Annotated in this window: 19 protein-coding genes and 1 pseudogene; 14 read left to right on the top strand and 6 right to left on the bottom strand. The window is 43.6% G+C overall.

The features are described 5' to 3' along the window. Positions 1-124 precede the first annotated feature (124 nt). From I2I13_RS19550 to I2I13_RS19530, 5 genes and pseudogenes are all read right to left on the bottom strand, one after another. On the bottom strand, positions 125-325 hold the full coding sequence (locus I2I13_RS19550) for an ArsR family transcriptional regulator (protein WP_195333433.1): 201 nt from the start codon (positions 323-325) through the stop codon (positions 125-127). Between the two features lie 26 nt (positions 326-351). Continuing rightward, positions 352-434, bottom strand: a pseudogene (locus I2I13_RS19545). A 7-nt stretch (positions 435-441) separates the two neighbouring features. Then, positions 442-636: a hypothetical protein gene (locus tag I2I13_RS19540; RefSeq protein ID WP_195620979.1), complete on the bottom strand. Its 195-nt coding sequence runs from the start codon at positions 634-636 to the stop codon at positions 442-444. A 12-nt stretch (positions 637-648) separates the two neighbouring features. After that, positions 649-849, bottom strand: a complete 201-nt coding sequence (locus I2I13_RS19535; RefSeq protein WP_195620978.1) for a hypothetical protein — start codon at positions 847-849, stop codon at positions 649-651. A 6-nt stretch (positions 850-855) separates the two neighbouring features. After that, entirely contained in the window at positions 856-1,062 is a 207-nt protein-coding gene (locus tag I2I13_RS19530) for a hypothetical protein (protein WP_057099474.1), read from the bottom strand. A 157-nt stretch (positions 1,063-1,219) separates the two neighbouring features. Between I2I13_RS19530 and I2I13_RS19525 the strand changes: the two genes are divergently transcribed. Next, positions 1,220-1,702, top strand: coding sequence for a helix-turn-helix transcriptional regulator (locus I2I13_RS19525; RefSeq protein WP_195620976.1), 483 nt, complete (start codon positions 1,220-1,222; stop codon positions 1,700-1,702). Between the two features lie 401 nt (positions 1,703-2,103). On the opposite strand, the gene I2I13_RS19520 is transcribed toward I2I13_RS19525, so the two are convergent. Then, positions 2,104-2,316, bottom strand: coding sequence for a hypothetical protein (locus tag I2I13_RS19520; RefSeq protein WP_004327294.1), 213 nt, complete (start codon positions 2,314-2,316; stop codon positions 2,104-2,106). Positions 2,317-2,719: 403 nt separating this feature from the next. Here I2I13_RS19520 and I2I13_RS19515 point away from each other — a divergent pair, with 403 nt between their 5' ends. The 13 genes from I2I13_RS19515 to I2I13_RS19455 all read left to right on the top strand — a co-directional run bounded on the left by I2I13_RS19515 (position 2,720) and on the right by I2I13_RS19455 (position 22,708). Next, the gene (locus I2I13_RS19515) at positions 2,720-3,451 is read left to right on the top strand and encodes a DUF4925 domain-containing protein (RefSeq protein ID WP_334313159.1); all 732 of its coding nucleotides are present in this window, start codon (positions 2,720-2,722) and stop codon (positions 3,449-3,451) included. A gap of 30 nt (positions 3,452-3,481) precedes the next feature. Continuing rightward, positions 3,482-4,795: a DUF4925 domain-containing protein gene (locus I2I13_RS19510; protein WP_074637830.1), complete on the top strand. Its 1,314-nt coding sequence runs from the start codon at positions 3,482-3,484 to the stop codon at positions 4,793-4,795. 11 nt (positions 4,796-4,806) lie between these two features. Next, positions 4,807-7,653 carry a TonB-dependent receptor gene (locus I2I13_RS19505; protein WP_074556912.1) on the top strand — a complete coding sequence of 949 codons (2,847 nt, stop codon included), beginning with the start codon at positions 4,807-4,809 and terminating at the stop codon, positions 7,651-7,653. Between the two features lie 136 nt (positions 7,654-7,789). Continuing rightward, complete coding sequence (locus I2I13_RS19500) at positions 7,790-8,470, top strand: hypothetical protein (RefSeq protein WP_195650277.1); 681 nt, start codon at positions 7,790-7,792, stop codon at positions 8,468-8,470. A 39-nt stretch (positions 8,471-8,509) separates the two neighbouring features. Beyond that, the gene (locus I2I13_RS19495) at positions 8,510-10,384 is read left to right on the top strand and encodes an alpha-L-fucosidase (RefSeq protein ID WP_195650276.1); all 1,875 of its coding nucleotides are present in this window, start codon (positions 8,510-8,512) and stop codon (positions 10,382-10,384) included. A gap of 8 nt (positions 10,385-10,392) precedes the next feature. Next, positions 10,393-10,923, top strand: coding sequence for a GNAT family N-acetyltransferase (locus tag I2I13_RS19490; RefSeq protein WP_074556917.1), 531 nt, complete (start codon positions 10,393-10,395; stop codon positions 10,921-10,923). Positions 10,924-11,185: 262 nt separating this feature from the next. Next, a complete protein-coding gene (locus tag I2I13_RS19485; RefSeq protein ID WP_074556919.1) occupies positions 11,186-12,058 on the top strand; it encodes an electron transfer flavoprotein subunit beta/FixA family protein in 873 nt (290 codons plus the stop codon). A 2-nt stretch (positions 12,059-12,060) separates the two neighbouring features. Beyond that, positions 12,061-13,080: an electron transfer flavoprotein subunit alpha/FixB family protein gene (locus I2I13_RS19480; protein WP_074556922.1), complete on the top strand. Its 1,020-nt coding sequence runs from the start codon at positions 12,061-12,063 to the stop codon at positions 13,078-13,080. Positions 13,081-13,086: 6 nt separating this feature from the next. Beyond that, positions 13,087-14,793 carry an acyl-CoA dehydrogenase family protein gene (locus I2I13_RS19475; RefSeq protein ID WP_148364630.1) on the top strand — a complete coding sequence of 569 codons (1,707 nt, stop codon included), beginning with the start codon at positions 13,087-13,089 and terminating at the stop codon, positions 14,791-14,793. A 153-nt stretch (positions 14,794-14,946) separates the two neighbouring features. Beyond that, positions 14,947-16,701: a rhomboid family intramembrane serine protease gene (locus I2I13_RS19470; RefSeq protein ID WP_195650275.1), complete on the top strand. Its 1,755-nt coding sequence runs from the start codon at positions 14,947-14,949 to the stop codon at positions 16,699-16,701. A 7-nt stretch (positions 16,702-16,708) separates the two neighbouring features. Further along, a complete protein-coding gene (locus I2I13_RS19465) occupies positions 16,709-17,128 on the top strand; it encodes a hypothetical protein (RefSeq protein ID WP_074556967.1) in 420 nt (139 codons plus the stop codon). A gap of 38 nt (positions 17,129-17,166) precedes the next feature. After that, the gene (locus I2I13_RS19460) at positions 17,167-22,227 is read left to right on the top strand and encodes a DUF4132 domain-containing protein (RefSeq protein ID WP_195650274.1); all 5,061 of its coding nucleotides are present in this window, start codon (positions 17,167-17,169) and stop codon (positions 22,225-22,227) included. A gap of 7 nt (positions 22,228-22,234) precedes the next feature. Further along, positions 22,235-22,708 (top strand): GAF domain-containing protein, encoded by a 474-nt coding sequence (locus tag I2I13_RS19455; protein WP_195650273.1) that lies wholly within the window; start codon positions 22,235-22,237, stop codon positions 22,706-22,708. The last annotated feature ends 18 nt before the right edge of the window (positions 22,709-22,726 follow it).

Genomic DNA, 22,726 nt, shown 5'->3' with positions numbered 1-22,726 from the left:
CGGATTAATAAAAAAAATAGAGAGCAGGATCCCGAAACTCATACAGAAGTAAAGCACGCAAAAGCGCTGTTTTCGTTCCAGATGAGCAAACCAGTGCAACTGGTCACTGAACAATGTCATCAAATCATTTTTCATCACCGTCCTTCTTTTGAGAGTTATCACCTACTTTGGTACCACCACGCTCAATGGCGAGCTTGCGGATGGAACGGGCCAACTTGCTATTCTTGCGAAATGCAAGGGAGTGGGAGACCATTTCCCGGGAACAACCCAGCAAACCGGCTATTTTACCCACCTCACTGTATTCTACGACTATTCGTTCTTTCATAATTCACTGATATTTAATTATTATAGCGGGCAGTCGCGGACTCGAACCGCGGACCATGACCTCTCCCTTACAGGAGTTTGGTATGTTCTACCAACTGAACTAACCGCCCAGAAAACTTATCGAAGTTCTTGTATTGCATCCTCCGGGACACATATCACAGTCCAAACCTGACCATCTTTCATATAATCGACATTATATTCACGACCGAAAGTACAAATGTTGTAATCCCAATCACGGATTATACCATCAATAATCTCACCGTTTCTCTTGGTGATTCTCACACTTTGTCCCTTTTTAAATTTTGCTTCCATTCTGTCCTCGTTTTAAAGTATATTAATATCAATCACATCCAGCACATTACTCGTTCTCAGACTACTCACAACCAAAGTGGCTAAAACGATGCTGTTTTCTGCCATCCACTTCTTCGCCTGCCTAACAGCCACTTCCTTATTGTAGCCATCCGGAATAAAGGCTCCCAGGTCATTATAATTCCCATCTGTCAATTCAAAATAGTACCGTTTCATAACTTTCTATTTAACCTCTTCTATAGTTGGGGCAACCCGGTAATCAAAACAGGAACGGCAATAAGCCAACCCGCACTCGTTCTCACAGACCACGATACCGGTCAACGCATCAATCTGGTAGGCGAAAATATTTTCGTCATCATTCAACTCTTTAAGGGTGGCAGCAAACAGGTCCATTTCTGCCCAGTCAACGGTTACTTTCAATGCTTTCATTTTCTTCTTTTCATATTTCTCATTGCCACCTCAAGCCTTTTTTGTAGCTTTGGGGCGGTGTTCACACTTTGAACACGCTGCAAACATAGTATTTTACTGCGAAAGTCGCAAGATTTTGCGCATTAAAATGCGATTAATTTAGCAAAATAATGCGATTATGGAGAAAAAGTCGGCTATTTCAGAAAGAATACAGATGTTAATCACAGAATTTTGTGATGGAAAGAACTTACCTTTTGCGAAGGCTATTGGGGTAAATGAGTCTAATATTAGAAGTTACATAGCTGGTACGCAACCAAGGTTCGATGTATTAGCTGCTATCGCCGACAAATTCGCAATAAACTGCGAATGGCTTTTAACGGGTAGGGGAGAGATGACAAAAACGAACCAGCCAACATCAACAGAATATACACAAACAAGCTGTGTTTCTAAAAATAAAGATAGAGAAATATTCGATAACAGCCAAAGTCTTCCCCCTGAAATATTCGATAAACTTCTATCTACTATAAAAGAACAGCAGATGACAATAAAAGAACAGGCAGAAGAAATAGGAATACTCAAACAAACAATCGTGCAACTCAAACAGGAAAGTGCGGGGCGTGTTTCGGATGCAAGGAGTTCAACACTTGCAGGTGTCGGATAAAACGAGTTTTATGGGGTAAAGGGGGCAAAACATAGTAAGATATTGGTTTTTAGAGCAATAAACTAAAATATAGGGGAGTAAATAAATATTATCAATGTATTGTTTACTCCCTCAAATAGTTTAAAAACAAACAAAAATAAGCCCTATTTATATTGTATAGATAGGCAAATCGCAAAAAAATAAGCCCAAAATGAATAACCAAATGAATAACCAATCAAAACATTTCGTTTTTGTAATAGCCTAAATGAATAACCAAATGAATAAGCAAGTGAATAACCTTTCCATTTTTTAAGGCGTTCAAAACGTTCAAACGGATAAATACAGCTTTCCATCATAGTTTGACACTTATAAGGGCACAAAAAAAGCCGCAAAAGCGGCTTTTAATACGTTCTAAGGCATTTTTATCCCTTTCTGGTACATGTTATCAAGCGAGACTGAATAATCATTGCACGTTTCGTGTATTTGGCAATGTCATCAACCAGTCCAGCATGTAAAAGACTACTCTTAGTGATTCCGACCTGTTTCTCCGTCAGAGTTTCAAAAATGGCCGATATACTACCAAAATAGATATTCTTTTTCTCAAAAATCAAATGTACATGGATAACTTTACTCATGATATACGGTATTTATTTCACTGCAAATATACCAAATATCAGCTATATGGAATAATTTCAATAAATAAAAATAGGAGAGAAGCGAAGCACTCCCCTACTCCACCTTGCATAAATTACACCATTTGGCTATCTTTGTATATGGAAGTATGGCCTGGGCAAAGCATCGGAGTAAAATAACACCATACTGCCCGAATTCTCCCCTACTCTACTCCTAATGTAAAGAGATTCATTTGAACGGCGTTCAAACAAGGTTCAAATGTAAGCTCAATGTAAAGCGATGTAAACGCGTCGTTTTTCCACCCAGTTCACTCCTACCCTAACCTAACACTCTGAAAACCAAAACAATCAACTCTTTTCAGACCGACCAAACTTTGACACGCATCGTTTCTCCCCCCTTAAAAGTATCATCCGTAATAGCGGAGCCAGCTACGTGAATATTACTACAAAAGCAGGAGGAGAATCTCTCCAGCCGGTGATTTTACAAATACAGCAAATGGCAACTAATATATTAGATGTGATTTTTCCTTATGTATTGAAGGATATTACATTTGAGAAAAATGGAATTGTCACTGCCAGCTATACTACGAGCCCTGTAGACATGAATGAAATTATGGAAGTTGCCAATTCGGGCAAAACTGACGCTGAATTCAAAAGTCTGATCAACAAACGCACTTATGAGTCATCTCCCAAAGGATTGGCCTACTGGAATCAAACAGGCAACAAAGCATTTGTCGTACAACTAAATATCCCTGCCATTGTGTCTCTCATAGCACAAAACAACGGAAAGCAAATTGACTATCAGCTTATCGCAGGAATCAGTGAAGCACTTCTAAAATCTGACCCGGCACGTTTAAAATTAACGTTAAGTGCCATCAATATGATTTTAAACAATGAAATAATCACCTATATTCTTCAATTGGATGATGATACTTTTGCAACTCTGCTCACATGGATGAAAGACGGAATACCAATGGGCATCAACTCAACAAAAGAACATACTTATATCTATTTCAACAAAGAAACTCTCATGCCGTTCATCAGCATCATCGGTAGTTTGCTGGAAACAAATTTAATTGAAGTTGCAGCCCTTTTCGATAAAATGGAAATCGGTATTGACCTCACAGCTAAGAAATAATTCATTTTAATTATCTAATATAAAAGAACAATGAAAAAAATATCTATCCTATTAATAAGCTGCCTTGCCGTAGCGTCTGCATTTTTAACTTCTTGTGATAATGATCACTACGGACCAGAGCCTATAGATGTAACAGCCAATTATTCAAATAAACTATCAAACCCCAATCCGAATCTAATTCTTACCTATAATGGTGAAACAATGATCGGAAAATCAGTAGACTTTAGCACTGTAACAGGAGAAACCGCTATTATTAACTTATATGATATTTTACCAGGAGAAAAAGAAGTAAAAATTATGTCTATCCCCCTTTCTGGAGATGGGCAAGGATATTCTTTTTCAGGAAATAGTATGGGAAATGAGACTTTAAGCTCTTTTAGATACGAAGGACGCGTAATAAAAGGACAGTTAACATTAAATATATCCAATATCAAAATGGGCAATGCAGAATTATGGGCAAATACTTATAAACTACCCACAGTTATTAATGGTATCAAAACGATTGTAGTTGGAGACATGTGGGGAGAAGAATATACATGGCAAGATGTTGACGGACAAGTACTAAATGCATCATGCTATTTTTATGCAGACATAGAAGCTTCAGAAAGTGGAGCCACAACTCAAACATGGGGTAGTGCTATTCAAAACATATTAAGTTATATTTTGCCACAAGTTCTACAAGAAATTACTTTAGGAGCGGACGGGAATGTAACGGCTTCTTATTCAAATGAACCATTGACAGGAGTAGACATGGATATCATTTTTGGATTTCTAGAAAATCCATTAACACAGGATATGATTACTCCTAACATTGTTAACCGTAATTATATTCCATCTCCAAAAGGATTTGCTAATTGGTTCCAAAAAGACGGTAAGTTAATATTAAAATTAAACTTAGCTAATATTATTGCCTCAGTATCCAGCGGCAATCAATATATGGATGTCAATATAACCAATGCTATCATTGAAGCTATATCCCAAATGGATGCTATGAAAGTGAAAGAATTGCTAACCACGCTCAATCAAAGTCTAAAAAATGAAACACTTGGATTCCTGCTCAATGTCAATGACACTTCTTTCAAAGCTATTTTCAATTGGTTAACTACCGGAATCCCGATGCAAGTTATTTCAAAAGATGGACATACTTTTATTTACTTAGACAAAGAAGGTTTTACTCCCATAGCCAAATTACTACCAGATCTTAGTCCGCTAATAGTCAGTCTGCTTCCAGAAGATATGCAATCACTGGGAGGAATCATCTCTATATTTTTGAACGGTATATCAGACGCTTTTCTATCACCTGAAAAAATAGAATTTGGTTTGGAAATTGTTCCAAATAAATAAAACAAAAAACAATGAAGAAATTATATATCCTAACAATCCTGTTATGCCTTACCGGTTTCGGAAGCATCTTTGCCCAAACCCTGAAAGGACATATATATGATGCCAAGACCAATGAGCCATTGGTCGGAGCCACCGTCACCTACAAACTTCATGGTAATCAGGGAGTAGTATCCAACATTAACGGAGAATATGAAATCAAACTTCCCGAAGGTGGAGTTGACCTTGTATTCAGCTATGTTGGCTATGATGATGTCTTGATGCCCATCGTTATCAACAAGCGTGAAGTAGTCACCAAAGACGTTTACATGAAAGAAAGCACCAAGCTGCTGGAAGAAGTCGTAGTCAGTGCCGGACGCTTTGAACAGAAGTTGAGTGATGTCACTGTCTCCATGGACGTTGTTAAATCCGGAGATATTGCCCGTCAGGCACCCACGGATATTTCTTCCACTCTCCGCACACTTCCCGGTGTAGACATTGTAGACAAACAACCTTCTATGCGCGGAGGTAGCGGATGGACTTACGGAGTAGGTGCACGCAGCCAAATTCTTGTGGACGGAATGAGCACACTGAATCCGAAAACAGGAGAAATCAACTGGAACACTGTTCCTTTAGAGAACGTAGAACAGGTGGAAGTGATTAAAGGAGCATCTTCCGTACTATATGGCTCATCAGCTTTGAATGGTATTATCAATATCCGTACCGCACGTCCGGGACTGACACCGAAAACACGATTCAGCGCCTATATCGGTGTATATGGTGATGCGGAAAACGACGAATACCAATGGAGCGACAAGAGTTTCTGGAAAGATGATAAATATTCTGTTAAACCGATCCTGCGCGGAAGTCTTCTTAGCGGTATACGGAATCCTATTTACGAAGGATTCGACCTCTCCCATTCCCGCCGTATCGGTAATTTCGATGTCAGCGGAGGAATCAATCTTTTCACTGATGAAGGATACCGCCAACAGGGATACAACAAACGTTTCCGTATGGGAGGGAGCCTCACTTATCATCAGCCCGATATGGGAATGAAACTGTTGAACTATGGTTTCAATGTCGATTTCCTTTCCAATCAATACGGCGACTTCTTCATCTGGCGTTCACCAACGGAAGTGTACAAACCGTCTCCTTTCACCAACATGGGACGTGAAGAGAATAATTTCCATATCGATCCGTTCATCAACTATGTGAATCCGGAAAACGGTACGTCACATAAGATTAAAGGACGTTTCTATTACAGCGCCGACAATATCGTACGCCCTACCCAAGGAACTTCCATCACTGATATTCTGGGAAATATGGGAACTGATGCCAAAACGATACAGAATATAGCCGGTGGCGATTACAGTTCACTCTATCCTGCATTGGTAGGTATCGGTTCCGGACTTGTCAACGGTAATCTGGAAGATGCCATGAACGGAGTGTTCACCTCATTAGGCAATATTTTCCCGAATGCGACGACTGCCGATTATTGCGATCTGATCTCCTGGGTAATGGACAACGGAGTGCCGAGTGACTTGGGAGGACTTGCGAACGGACAGTTACCGAGTGATCTGATTCCGTGGTTATCAAATGTTATCAATCCGTCACGAAACACTCCCAAAACACAGACTGATAAGAACTTCGATTACTATCTCGACTACCAGTTCAATAAGAAATGGGAAGGTGGTGCACAAATCACTACCGGAGTAACCCTGGAACATATCCGCTATGACTCCGCTGTAATGGATGAGGTATACAAAAGTGATAATGTAGCTGCTTTCCTTCAGTACGATCAGCGCTTTTGGGATCGTTTGAGTGTGTCTGCCGGTGTACGTGCCGAATATTATCGGGTGAATAATCATCACCGTGAAGCCGAAACCAAAATTTTCGGAACCAAGGTTCCGTTCCGTCCGGTCTTCCGTGCAGGGTTAAATTATCAGCTGGCTGATTACAGTTTTATCCGTGCCAGCTTCGGACAGGGTTACCGTAATCCGTCTATCAATGAAAAATACCTGCGCAAGGATATTGGTGGGGTTGGCGTCTATCCTAATCTGGACATCAAACCGGAGAAAGGATTTAATGCGGAATTAGGAATTAAGCAAGGATATAAGGTCGGCAATTTCCAGGGTTTTGTGGATGTTGCAGGATTCTATACACAGTATAAAGACATGGTTGAATTCCAGTTCGGACTGTTCAACAATGCCAATTACACAATGATTAATAGCATAGGCGATGCATTTCAGATGCTGACAGATGGCAAAGGTTTCGGCATCGGAGCCCAGTTCCACAATGTATCGAAAGCCCAGATTTACGGAGTAGAAATTTCAACGAACGGCGTGTATAATTTCAATAAGAATACGAAGTTGTTCTATAACTTAGGATATGTATACACGGAGCCACGCGATGCTGACTATCAGGAACGTAATGCAGTAGAGGGGCTTTATACCGATCCTCTTCAGATGAAAGAGAAATCGAACACAGGTAAGTATCTTAAATATCGCCCGAAGCACAGCTTTAAAGCTACAGTAGATTTCCAGTGGAAACGTATCAATGTCGGTGCCAATGTAGCATGGAAGAGCAAAATTCTGGCAGTTGACTATCTGATGTTGGACGAACGCGAGAAACAGCAGAAAGACCTGATGGATTATGTACGTGGCATCCTTTTCGGTTATTCAAAAGGAGAAACACTGGCTACTTACTGGAAAAAACATAATACAGACTATGCTACTGTCGACGTACGCTTCGGAGTAAAAGCCACAAAAGAAGTAGCTTTCCAGTTTATGGTGAACAACCTGTTGAATAAAGAATACAGCTACCGCCCAATGGCAGTTGCCGCCCCACGTACTTTCGTGCTGAAAATGGACGTCACTTTCTAACTAACTTTCAAGATTCACAATTACTTAAGAAACGGCTGCTCAATACAGCCGTTTTCTTTTTTCTCCTCATCTGTCATCATTTATCTATATATTGTGTATCTTTATCCCCCGAAAACAAGAAGAAATAACCGATAAAATGAAAAAACGAATCCTACTTATTGTCATCCTGTTTTGTACAGCCTTTGCACAGGCACAAGAAGTTTTTGTAACTGCTGATTTTGTAAGCAGTTATATCTGGCGCGGTATAGATAGCGGTAATGCAAGTGTGCAGCCTTCACTCGGCCTCAACTGGAAAGGACTGACTGTTTACGCATGGGGCTCTACCGAATTTCGCGAAAAGAACAATGAAATAGATTTATCACTAGAGTACGAATACAAAAAACTGACTCTTTACGCCAATAACTATTTTACCCAGACAGAAGAAGAACCTTTCAAATACTTCAATTACAGTTCGCACTCTACCGGACACACTTTCGAGGCAGGAGCCGGCTATATGCTTAGCGAAAAGTTCCCATTGTCAGTAAGCTGGTACACTACCTTTGCCGGAAACGATTACCGGGAAAACGGGAAACGTGCCTGGTCCAGTTACTGCGAGTTGAGTTACCCGTTCAGCGTGAAGGATGTAAATATGAATATCGAAGCTGGTTTCACTCCTTGGGAAAGTATGTACTCCGACAAATTCAATGTAGTCAATATCGGATTATCTGCAACAAAAGATATCAAAATAACGTCCAACTTCTCTTTACCCATCTTCGGAAAGCTAATAGCCAACCCTTATGAAGAGCAACTTTATTTTGTAGTTGGAATTACATTGTAGATGATTCTTACATTCAATTATTAACTAATAAACACCCCCATGAAAAAACACTTTCTTATCTTCGCAACAGGTCTCTTTCTACTAAGTGCCTGTAATTCGGTAAAAGCACCGGAAGCTATCTTACCCATTCCCGAAGCCAAACAGGTGGAATGGCAAAAAATGGAAACGTATGCGTTTGTACACTTCGGACTTAACACATTCAACGACCGCGAATGGGGATATGGAGACTCCGATCCTAAAACATTCAACCCTACCCGTCTGGACTGTGAACAATGGGTACAGACATTTGTCAAATCCGGCATGAAAGGAGTGATCCTGACAGCGAAACATCACGATGGATTCTGCCTGTGGCCCACGCAACTGACAGAGTACTGTATCCGCAACACTCCGTACAAAGACGGAAAAGGAGATATTGTTCGCGAACTGTCCGATGCCTGCAAAAAGTATGGCATTAAATTCGCAGTCTATCTCTCTCCCTGGGACAGGCATCAGGCCAATTATGGTTCCCCCGAATATGTAGAATACTTCTATAAACAACTCAACGAATTGCTGACCAACTACGGTGATGTATTTGAAATCTGGTTTGATGGTGCCAACGGTGGAGACGGCTGGTATGGCGGAGCAAAAGACAGCCGTACGATCGACCGCAAAACTTATTATAACTATCCGCGAGCTTACAAGATGATTGATGAGTTACAGCCACAAGCTGTTATCTTCTCGGATGGAGGTCCGGGCTGTCGTTGGGTGGGCAACGAACACGGATTTGCCGGAGCCACCAACTGGTCTTTTCTCCGTGCCGGAGAAGTTTATCCGGGCTATCCCAAGTATCGTGAACTGCAATATGGTCATGCCGACGGTAACCAATGGGTAGCTGCCGAGTGTGATGTTTCCATCCGTCCGGGATGGTTTTATCATCCGGAAGAAGACGACCGTGTGAAAACAGTAGACGAACTGACCGATTTATATTACCGCAGCGTAGGACATAACGCAACGCTATTATTAAACTTCCCGGTAGACCGTGACGGATTGATTCATCCTACTGACTCTGCCAATGCCGTAAACTTCCACCAGAATGTACAAAAACAACTGGCACACAATCTGCTGGCCGGACTCTCTCCCAAAGCATCGGACGAACGCGGAAGAACATTCTCCGCCAAAGCTGTGACCGACGGTGATTATGATACTTATTGGGCTACCAATGACGATGTCATTTCAGCCACTATCGAATTCGATTTACCTCAAGCAGAGAAGATCAACCGTATGATGTTGCAGGAATATATTCCTCTCGGACAACGTGTCAAATCATTCGTTGTAGAATATAACCAGGCAGGCGAATGGATCCCTGTAAAGCTCAATGAGGAGACTACCACTATCGGATATAAACGGCTCCTTCGTTTCGAAACAATCACTACGGATAAGATTCGTATCCGCTTCACAGATTCACGGGCTTGTCTCTGTATTAATAACATTGAAGGATATTATGCAGGAGAGACTTCGGATACATACACAGCAAAAGCTACAGAACTGAAAAGCTACCCGTTCACTCTTGTTGGAGTAGACGTGGAGGAAGCACAGAAAGGTATGGATAAGAACGACCAGACCACCTGTTTCATCAATGGAAATACACTATTGATTGACTTGGGAGAAGAACGCACGATTACGTCATTCCACTATCTCCCCGACCAAAGTGAATATAATAAAGGGTTGATCGCGGCTTATGAAATCTCTGTAGGCATGGACAGCAATGCGGTCAATCAGGTAGTAGCCAAAGATGAATTTTCCAATATAAAGAGCAATCCGATTATGCAATCGGTTTACTTTACTCCGGTCAAGGCTCGCTATATTCAGTTGAAAGCAACACGGATGATACATGACGGTGAACCGATGGGGTTAGCTGAAATTGGGATAAAATAATAGATGATATGGTACAGAAAACAGGAATTATCGTGCAGAAGAAAAACTATACTCTCCGTACCTGGCAAACCGAAGATGCAGCATCATTAGCCAAATATCTCAATAACAAGAATATTTGGGATAACTGCCGTGACGGTCTCCCCTATCCTTATAGTCAGGAAGATGCTAAAGTTTTTCTCGCTATGATACAAGCAAAAGAAAATATTCATGATTTCTGCATTGAAGTAAATGGAGAAGCAGTCGGAAGTATCGGTTTTGTACCCGCTACGGATGTAGAACGTTTTAGTGCAGAAGCAGGCTACTGGATTGGAGAACCTTTCTGGAATCAGGGAATCGTAACTGATGCTTTGAAAGAAGCCATCAACTATTATTTCGAACACACTGATAAAGTACGTGTATTCGCAGTCGTATTTGAGCATAACTCCCCATCCATGCGTGTATTAGAGAAAGTGGGATTCACGAAAGTAGGAATTATGCAAAAAGCTATTTTCAAGAATGATAATTTCACGAACGCACATTATTACGAACTTATCAAATAATCCGGAATTCATCAACAGTCTGCCGGACAATCCGGCAGACTGCCCATAAACACCTTGCCAACCCTGAATGAAATCTATAAAAACCTTCCTCTTTTGCTCAAAAATCTTAAACCTGTGCATTTTTTACTCGGATTTCTTGTCAGAACCAAGTGTTTGAGTAAATTTGCAAGCTGATAGTTAACCGGATAGTTTAGATAGCAAGAGATTACTACTTGACTACTGGCTGCTAACTTGTAGAAATACTAATACTAAAATTTATAGCATGAGTTTGAAAATTGTTGTATTGGCAAAACAAGTTCCCGACACACGTAACGTCGGGAAAGATGCCATGAAAGCCGACGGGACAATTAACCGCGCGGCACTTCCCGCTATCTTCAACCCCGAAGACCTGAATGCCCTCGAGCAAGCTCTTCGACTGAAAGATGCTCATCCAGGCTCTACCGTAACTATCCTGACAATGGGACCGGGACGGGCAGCCGACATTATTCGTGAAGGACTTTTCCGTGGTGCAGATAACGGTTACTTGCTGACCGACCGTGCTTTCGCTGGTGCAGACACACTGGCTACGTCTTACGCACTGGCTACTGCCATCCGCAAAATCGGTGATTGTGACATTATTATCGGCGGTCGTCAGGCTATCGACGGTGATACGGCGCAAGTAGGTCCGCAGGTAGCAGAGAAACTGGGATTGACGCAGATCACATACGCAGAAGAAATTCTGGAAGTGGGCGATGGTAAAATCAAAGTGAAACGTCACATTGACGGTGGCGTAGAAACTGTAGAAGGTCCGCTGCCCATCGTGATTACCGTAAACGGTTCTGCAGCTCCCTGCCGTCCGCGCAATGCAAAATTGGTTCAAAAATACAAACATGCCAAGACTGTAACCGAAAAGCAGCAAGGCAACCTTGATTATACCGATTTGTATGACAAGCGTGATTATCTGAATCTGCCAGAATGGAGTGTAGCCGACGTAAACGGTGACCTTGCGCAATGCGGTCTGTCCGGTTCGCCGACCAAAGTGAAAGCCATCCAGAACATCGTGTTCCAGGCTAAAGAGAGCAAAACCATCAGCGGCAGCGACCGTGACGTGGAAGACCTGATTGTTGAACTATTAGCTAACCACACCATCGGATAATCATGAATAACTTATTTGTATATTGCGAAATAGAAGAAGGTAACGTTGCAGACGTTAGCCTCGAACTTCTGACCAAAGGTCGTTCGTTAGCCAACCAGTTGAACTGTCAGCTCGAAGCTGTAGTTGCCGGCAGCGGCCTCAAAGATATTGAAAAACAAATCCTTCCTTATGGAGTAGATAAACTTCACGTTTTCGACGGTGAAGGACTTTACCCTTATACATCACTTCCCCACACAGCTATCCTGGTGAACCTCTTCAAAGAAGAGCAACCGCAAATCTGTTTGATGGGTGCTACCGTTATCGGTCGTGACCTCGGTCCGCGCGTTTCTTCTGCCCTGACCAGCGGATTGACTGCCGACTGTACTTCACTTGAAATCGGTGACCACGAAGACAAAAAAGAAGGTAAGACTTATAAGAACCTGTTGTACCAAATCCGTCCGGCATTCGGCGGTAACATCGTTGCTACGATTGTGAACCCGGAACACCGTCCGCAGATGGCAACCGTTCGCGAAGGTGTGATGAAGAAAGAAATCCTCTCTCCGACTTATCAGGGAGAAGTGATCCGTCACGACGTGAAAAAATATGTAGCTGACACAGACTACGTAGTGAAAGTGATCGAACGCCACGTAGAAAAGGCCAAGAACAACCTGAAAGGTTCCCCGATTATCGTAGCCGGTGGTTACGGTGTAGGTTCGAAAGAAAACTTCGACCTGCTGTTCGACCTCGCTAAAGAACTTCACGCAGAAGTAGGTGCCAGCCGTGCAGCTGTTGACGCAGGTTTCGCAGACCATGATCGCCAGATCGGACAAACAGGTGTCACCGTTCGTCCGAAACTCTACATCGCTTGCGGTATCTCCGGACAAATTCAGCATATCGCCGGTATGCAGGAAAGTGGTATCATCATCTCCATCAACAACGATCCGGACGCTCCGATCAATACGATTGCCGATTACGTAATCAACGGAAGTATTGAAGAAGTTGTGCCGAAGATGATTAAGTATTATAAACAAAATAGCAAGTAAGGAAAGATGGCTAATTATTATACAGACATACCGGAACTCAAGTATCACTTGAACAATCCGATGATGAAACGTATTTGCGAACTCAAAGAACGCAATTACAGAGATAAAGATGAATTCGACTATGCTCCGCTGGACTTCGAAGATGCTGTAGACTCTTACGACAAAGTATTGGAGATTACCGGAGAAATCACAGGAGAAATCATTGCCGCTAACGCAGAAGGTGTAGACGAAGAAGGTCCTCACTGTGCCAACGGTCGCGTAGAATATGCTTCCGGAACCAAACAGAATCTGGATGCTATGGTGAAAGCCGGACTAAACGGCATGACCATGCCACGCAAATTCGGTGGTTTGAATTTCCCGATCACTCCGTACACCATGTGCGCGGAAATCGTGGCTGCCGCCGACGCCGGTTTCGGAAATATCTGGTCTTTGCAGGACTGTATCGAAACGCTGTACGAATTCGGTAATGCAGACCAACACAGCCGCTTCATCCCTCGTGTATGCCAAGGCGAAACAATGTCCATGGACTTGACAGAACCGGATGCAGGTTCCGACCTTCAATCTGTTATGCTGAAAGCTACTTACAGCGAAAAAGACGGATGCTGGTTGCTGAACGGTGTGAAACGTTTCATTACAAACGGTGACGCTGATATCCACCTCGTACTGGCACGTTCGGAAGAAGGAACAAGAGACGGTCGTGGCTTGTCTATGTTCATCTATGACAAACGCCAAGGGGGTGTAAATGTGCGCCGTATCGAAAATAAACTCGGTATCCATGGTTCCCCTACTTGCGAATTGGTATACAAGAATGCAAAAGCTGAACTTTGCGGTGACCGCAAACTCGGTTTGATTAAATATGTAATGGCTTTGATGAACGGTGCCCGTCTGGGTATTGCCGCACAGTCCGTAGGATTGAGTCAGGCAGCTTACAATGAAGGATTGGCTTATGCCAAAGACCGTAAGCAGTTCGGCAAAGCGATCATCGAGTTCCCGGCAGTATATGACATGCTGGCTATCATGAAAGGTAAATTGGACGCCGGACGTGCTTTGCTGTATCAAACAGCACGCTATGTAGACATCTACAAAGCTCTGGATGACATCGCCCGCGAACGCAAACTGACTCCGGAAGAACGTCAGGAACAGAAGAAATACGCCAAACTGGCAGACAGCTTTACTCCGTTGGCCAAGGGGATGAACTCTGAATATGCTAACCAGAACGCTTACGACTGCATTCAGATTCACGGTGGTTCAGGATTCATGATGGAATATGCTTGCCAACGCATCTATCGCGACGCGCGTATCACCAGCATCTACGAAGGAACTACCCAGTTGCAGACTGTAGCCGCTATCCGTTACGTGACTAATGGTTCTTATATCGCTACTATCCGCGAGTTTGAGGCCATTCCTTGTTCACCGGAAATGGAACCGCTGATGTCTCGCCTGAAGAAGATGGCTGACAAATTTGAAGCAAGCACCAACGCTGTAAAAGAAGCACAAGATCAGGAATTACTTGACTTCACTGCCCGCAAATTGATGGAAATGGCTGCTGACATTATCATGTGTCACCTGTTGATTCAAGATGCCAGCAAAGCTTCCGAACTGTTCTCCAAATCTGCACACGTATATTTGAACTATGCAGAAGCGGAAGTGGAAAAGCACGCAAACTTCATCGAAAACTTCGACAAAGAAGATTTGGCTTTCTACAAAAAGTAACAAATAATCGACTAAATCTCATAAAAGCATCCTTTCTTACGAAATGGATGCTTTTTTTATTTGTCATATTCTATTATTTTCCATTATTATTCTATACATTTGTCAGTGAGATAAGTTATTTTTTAATTGATGACTCTAGATAAAGATAGAAATATGGCACTCAAACCTTCATATAATGACAAACTACATCTGCCTGGTTTATCCAACACGGAAATCCTTATATTGGCTCTCGAAGCTTCTCAAAAACTTGAGTGGAATATCAGAGAAGTGACTCCGGAAGGAGTCCGGTTTGAAGTCCCGTTCAATATGTACTCTCACGGAGAGGTAATAACCTTTACTATAGAAAAGGAAAGTGACGGAGAAGTATCCGTTCGCAGCCAGTCTTCTTCCGTACAATTTGTTGATTATGGAAAGAACAGAAAAAATATACAGAAATTACGGGAGGCGATGGAAGAAATAAGGACTTCACTCACTCTGGAAGAGCTAAGCCGGAGAGCAGAAGATTTCGAAGAAGAGTTCAACCGACCGCTCACGGAAGAAGAAAAAGCTTATATAGAAGAAGAAAAGAAAAAAAACTCCTTCCTGTCTTTCTTCATTCCCCGCAAAGGATTCATAGCGACCCCCATCCTGATAGACATCAACATTCTTGTATTCATTGTGATGATTGCTTCCGGAGTGGGTATTATGTCCCCTTCCACTCTGTCACTACTGAAATGGGGAGCCGACTTCGGACCGCTAACTCTCACTGGTGACTGGTGGCGCACAGTGACTTGCAACTTCATACATATCGGAGCTTTCCATCTCCTGATGAACATGTATGCTTTCATGTATGTAGGACTTCTGTTGGAAGAACTGATAGGAGGACGCCGTATGTTCGTTTCATACCTGCTAACCGGATTATGTTCGGCTGCATTCAGCCTGTATATGCACGGTGAGACAATCAGCGCCGGAGCTTCCGGATCTATCTTCGGACTTTACGGTATATTCCTTGCGTTCCTCCTCTTTCATCGCATCGCCAAAGAACAACGAAAGGCATTGTTAACCAGCATCCTCATTTTTGTGGGGTATAATCTGGTTTACGGGATGAAAGCCGGCATTGATAATGCCGCCCATATTGGCGGGTTGTTAAGCGGGTTTGTTCTGGGAATTATATACGTGGTCGGCTACAAGTTCGAGAAGCCCGATGCACAGCGGACTGTCTCCATCATCGGGGAGCTTGGTATATTCTGTATATTCCTGTTCAGTTTTATGATTCTTTGCAAAAACGTTCCTCCTCTTTACTCGGAAATACGCAATGAATGGGAAAGCGGCATTGTGGAAGCCTATCTGAATGGTGAACTGGAAGAGGAAAACGAGAACAGCAACCATCCCGCTGTGAATTCTACAGACAATCTTTCCAGCAGGAAAGTTACGGCATATACGCCTGTCGGCAATGACGATACGTGGCTGTCTTATTATGATGCAGCTACCAAATTCAGTTGCCAGTATCCTACCAACTGGACAAAAATAACAGGAGCAAAAGGAATAATTGACAGTGCGGAACCTCCATTACTCATGCTGGTCAACGGAGGGAATCAATTAACGATTACCGCCCTCACCTACGACACGCAGAAGGAGTTTGAACACATGAAAGAGTTATCACTCACTCTCCCGCGAAATACACAAGGGGAACCGTCAGAAGATTACCAACTAAGCAATGTCAACATCAACGGACTCCCTATGACAAAGATCACGAATCCCCTGCACATCGGGGCTCCTGATGAACCGGGAGAGGATGTAAAACAAATAGTGTTGCATTATTTTCAAGAGAGCAAGAAACGATCTTTTGCCATTGTCATGCTTGTCTATGACGAAGAAGCTGAAACCGATCTGAATGCCATTACATCAAGTATTCAGATCACCCAATAAAGAGAATATGAGAGTATATATCCAAGTCAAACAGTTAGGAAAACGAAAGTGCAGTATCGAAAAGATTCCTATCGATTTTCCTGTTCCGCCTGTCAATGTACAGGGGTTGATCGAAGCCATCGTCAGTTGGCAAGTCTGCGAATACAATGAACGCTTACAACAGAGCGAAGTGCTGAAATACCTCACACAGGAAGAAGTGGAAAATAAAACAGCTTCCGGCAAAGTAGGGTTTGCAGTAAATTATAACGGCAAACCAGCTGTAGAAGTCGAAGCGATCACCAATGCCCTGCAATCCTACGAGGACGGGATTTTTCGTATCTTCATGGATGATGCGGAAGCCGGGGACTTATCCTCTCCCATCCAACTTAAAGAAGAATCGACCCTGACCTTCATCCGGCTCGCCATGCTGTCGGGAAGATTGTGGTAATCATTATCCTATAAAACACATTGAAAACGAAAAGAATCATGAGACTGATTTATAATGACGCATTAAATAAACGGATTGCTCCATACCTTGAAAGGTTAACAAAAAAGAGAACCAGTTTAGACAAAGAGACAATGACACTGTTGGATGTATTCATGCAATACTTCAACATGGATACCCGATATGGTGCATACAGCGATAAATTAGAGCCTTGCATCATCTATATTATCCAAGAAGAAAAGATTAAAAGCGTTGCCAATCTTTTCGACGGTAAGTTGAACAAGCTACTCCGCTATCTATTGGGAGACGAGTACGCCCACCTATTCCACACCTATCTGGAGCTCAAAGCACGGTGTCCGTACACTCACGGATACTCGCGCCGGTCGCAACGGTCGGCAAATCCTCTTCTGCATATCGGCCACGTTATAGATGCATTGACCCAGTTTCTGAAACTGCGCGCCACCGGATTTACGGATCAAGCCGTACTAAACGGAGGAAACACTCCGGAAGAAATAGAAGCATACAAGGATTCGATGAACTGCCAGAACTGGATGGCCGCCCAAATAGCAGAAGGCAACCAGACTGTCATTAAGCATCTCAACAGCGTGCTAACCAGCGAAAATAACGCCAACCGCCTCAATCAGGGACATTTTCAGGCTATTGCAATGAGCGGATACCGCCCCTTACTGGAACTGGAAGGAAAGTTACTTCTGGCAGCCAAATTACAGGAAGGGCTCCGTCAAGCTATCGTGGAAACGATGGACGAAGGATGTCCCGAAAGTTATCTCCATCTTTTCTCGGTCATCTGCGACAACGGTCTGGAACGATTTGCTTCCGTGAAACGCGGTATTGCAGTCAGTACGGGGATTGGAGAACAAGACAGCAGCGAACGTATCACCAATAAATATGTAGAACTGATCCATCGTTTTCTGAACGACCGGAAACAGGCACACGCTGCTCTTCAAAGCAAAGATACAGTCGAACTCTATCTGGCTTTATGGAGCATCGGATTCTATAATACGGAAGAGATTCAGACGCTTGTGCCGGAAATTATCAAGAAAGGTGCTAAATATCAGGTACAGACGTTACTTTATTTCTTGCGCTGTACACAATATTCCGGCATGAACCACCGAATCAGCAAAAATGCCTTCGAAAGATGGCATAAGGAACCGTCGGTGGTAGCGGCTATCTTACCGTTGTATCTGTCCGGTCTCTATCTTAGCCGGTACGGAGGACACAAAGATGTCCCGTCACTCCACGACTATTTTGATAGCAAAGAAGAGGCGGTTCGCCATTATGAATATCTGAAGCAAGTCTATCAGTCCATCTCCGCCAAAGAGATTTATTCTCCTTATGTGTTCCCTTGGGAAAGCGCAGAGCTCACCCGTTCGGAAATCGTTCTCAAGATGGCATATATCACCTGGATGACCAATAACTCTGCATTGAAAGACGACCTTTGCAGCTATCTGCCCTCTCTGGATACTTATATGCGGGCAGGCTATATCGGTGTCGTATTAGCTCCACCGACCAGTCCGCTACAGGAAGAATATGTACTGCAATCATTGGGCGACCGTTCGCAAGATGTGCGTGAAGAAGCATATAAAGCATTGTCCGAGATGACCTTATCGCCCGAACAGAACCAGAAAGTAGAAGAGTTGCTGCGCTTCAAATATAGTGAAATGCGTATCCATGCCATCAATCTGCTGATGAAACAGCCCAAAGAACAGCTAGCCGGCAGCATCCGCCGCTTGCTAACAGACAAGGTTGCCGAACGCCGCCTGGCAGGATTGGACATGATGAAGACCATACACAACGTAGAATTCCTGCAAGATATCTATCAGGAATTGATTCCGACAGTCAAAGAGATTCAGAAGCCGAACGCAAAAGAAAAAGTATTGATAGAATCTCTGATTGGCAATGGAACAGAAGAGAGCGTCACACAACATTATACCAAAGATAACGGTTTCGGTCTGTACGATCCGTCTCTTGAAGTCAATCTGCCGGAAATTACCCAGGACAAAGGATTCAACGTTAAAAAAGCATTCGAATTCATTTGCTTCGGAAGGGCCAAACTCGTTTTCAAGAAACTAAGCAAATACATCGAAACCTACAAGAATGAAGAATTCAAGAATGGGTACGGAGAAGCACGCCTGATAGGTAACAGTGTCCTGATAAACTGGAGCAACTACGGAGGATTGAGCGGACTCGGATTCCCGGAATTGTGGAAAGCCTTCTACGAAGAAGAAATAGGAAGCTATGACAAATTGCTGATGATGAGTTTCATGCTTGCATCGACAGGTGCTCCCAAAGACAAGGACGACTACGATGAAGAGGATGAAGAAGACATCAAGGCAGCCCAGAAGTCAAGTAATACTTTTGAGCCGCTTGTCAACCGTATGTATGCCGGCATCACTTACCGCGGATTGCAGAAAGACCTCCGCAAGATGCCGTACTATGAACAGATGAGTGATATCATCGAAGCACTGGCATACGAGTACAAAGATGAAGCCGTCTATCAACGACTGGCTGTCAATATGCTACTCCAACTGTTGCCTTTGCTAAATACCAAAAACATTTTCCGCCAGTACACCAGTAAGCATGCATGGCTCCAGGACAAACTGGAATACGGAGAAAAACAAGTCGTTTATCCAATACATAACAACAAATTCGTGAACTTCTGGCTCGAAATGCCTCAAAAGCCCATGAGTGATGATTTATTTATCCGTTACTTCACGGTGCGCTATCAGCTTTATAAGCTCACCAACTACATGGAGCATACCCCCGAACTGGAGGAAACGGACTCTTATCTTCATGCCACGGACTTTGCCCGTGCCTGGATGCTGGGAATCATCCCGACAGAGGAAGTATACCGTGAAATGATAGGACGCATCAGCTCTCCCAGCCAGATTAAAGCAATCACCATGGTATTGAACGACAATGTTCGTTTCAACAAGGAAAAAGAAAGATATGCCGATATCAAAAACATCGACTTCTCCCTCTTCCGTTCCCTCGCCCAAAAGGTGGTAGACCGGATTCTTGAAATCGAATTAAAACGCGGAGACTCCGAGACACAAGTCACCTCCCTTGCAGAAGAACTAAGCTACGTCTATGGAGCCGAAACATTTATCCGTATTCTGCAAGCATTCGGCAAAGATACTTTCATACGTGACAGTTACAACTGGGGCAGCACCAAACGGGGTGTATTGAGCAGTTTGCTTCATGCTTGCCATCCCCTGCCTACGGACACCAGCGAGAATCTGAAGAAACTGGCGAAGCAGGCCGAAATCAGTGACGAGCGACTGGTAGAAGCCGCCATGTTCGCCCCGCAATGGATTGAACTGACCGAAAAGGCAATAGGCTGGAAAGGACTGACAAGTGCAGCCTATTATTTCCACGCCCACACCAATGAAACGTGTGACGACAAGAAGAAAGCGATTATCGCCCGCTACACCCCCATCGACGTGGATGACCTGCAGGAAGGTGCTTTTGACATCGACTGGTTCAAAGATGCATTTAAGACAATTGGCAAGCAACGCTTCGAGGTGGTCTACAATGCCGCTAAATATATTTCATGCAGCAACAGCCATACCCGTGCCCGTAAGTTTGCCGATGCTACCAACGGTGCAGTGAAGGCGGCAGATATAAAGAAAGAAATAATAGCCAAGCGCAACAAAGACTTATTGATGAGCTACGGCCTCATCCCATTGGGACGGAAGCCGGATAAAGAACTGCTGGTTCGTTATCAATACCTGCAAAAATTCCTGAAAGAGAGCAAGGAATTCGGTGCTCAAAGGCAGGAAAGCGAAAAGAAAGCGGTAAACATCGCCCTGCAAAACCTGGCACGCAACTCTGGTTACGGAGACGTTACCCGCCTGACCTGGAGCATGGAAACCGAACTGATTAAAGAACTTCTTCCCTACCTGTCTCCCAAAAAGATAGACGGCGTAGAAGTGTATGTACAAATCAACGAGGAAGGCAAATCGGAGATTAAGCAAATCAAAGACGGCAAAGAACTCAACAGCATGCCTGCCAAACTGAAAAAGCATCCGTATATAGAAGAACTGAAAGCGGTGCACAAAAAGCTGAAAGACCAGTACACCCGTTCGCGCATCATGCTGGAACAGGCGATGGAAGACTGCACCCGTTTTGAAGAAAACGAATTGCGCAAGCTGATGCAGAATCCTGTCATCTGGCCATTATTGAAACATCTCGTCTTCATCTGCAACGGACAGACAGGCTTCTACACCGATGGATTGCTGGTTACAGTGAATGCCGTTTGCCTCCCGTTAAAACCGAAAGACGAGTTACGCATCGCACACCCCACAGACCTGTATACAAGCGGAGACTGGCATGCTTACCAAAAATTCCTGTTTGATAAATCAATCCGCCAACCTTTCAAACAGGTGTTCCGCGAACTTTACGTTCCGACTCCGGAAGAAGTAGAAGCCACTCAATCCCGCCGTTATGCCGGAAATCAGATTCAACCACAGAAAACGGTTGCCGTACTGAAAGGACGCCGTTGGGTAGCCGATTATGAGGATGGTCTCCAAAAGATATATTACAAAGAGAATATCATCGCCACCATCTATGCCATGGCAGACTGGTTCTCCCCTGCCGACATCGAAGCTCCGACATTGGAATATGTCTGCTTCCATAACCGCAAAGACTACAAGTTGATGAAAATCTCGGAGATTCCTCCTGTCATCTTCTCCGAAGTAATGAGAGATGTAGATCTGGCAGTGAGCGTAGCCCATGCCGGAAGCGTTGACCCGGAAACCAGCCACTCTACCATCGAGATGCGCAGCGTACTGGTGGAACTGACGATACCATTGTTCCATTTCAAGAACGTGACAATAAAAGGAAGTTTTGCTCACATCGAAGGCAAACTGGGTAAGTACAATATTCATCTGGGCAGCGGTGTGATCCATCAGGAAGGTGGTGCACAGATAGCCGTTCTTCCGGTACATTCACAGAATCGCGGACGCCTGTTCCTGCCTTTCGTAGATGAAGATCCGAAGACTGCCGAGATACTGACTAAGATTATCTTCTTTGCAGAAGACGATAAAATAAAAGATCCAAGCATCCTGAACCAAATCAAATAGTAAAGAGATGGCAGAAAATTTAATCATCCACACAGGAAGCAAGGAAGAAAAGTACCGGGAGTTACTTCCGCAACTGCATTCTTTGGTAAGTACGGAAGCGGATCTCATTGCCAATCTTGCCAATATGGCAGCAGCCTTAAAGCAGACTTTCGGTTTCTTCTGGGTAGGCTTTTACCTTGTGAAAGGGGAAGAACTCGTACTGGGTCCGTTTCAAGGCCCCATTGCCTGCACTCGCATCCGCTTTGGCAGAGGAGTTTGCGGAACCGCCTGGAAAGAAGCTCGCACACTGATTGTTCCTGATGTAGAACAGTTTCCCGGACACATAGCCTGTAGTTCGGACTCGAAATCGGAAATAGTAGTACCGATCCTCAAACAGGGCAAAGTTGTCGGGGTGCTGGATATCGACAGTGATACATTGGATAGCTTCGACACTATCGACGCACGCTATCTGGAAGAGATTTGTACGTATATTGTATTATAAAATAACGGTATAAACGTC

It is taken from the genome of Bacteroides sp. D55t1_190419_B8, from assembly GCF_015558905.1.
GTDB lineage: Bacteria > Bacteroidota > Bacteroidia > Bacteroidales > Bacteroidaceae > Bacteroides > Bacteroides vicugnae.
The sequence above is the reverse complement of the archived record's forward strand: the minus strand, read 5'-3'. Positions and strand labels throughout refer to the sequence as shown.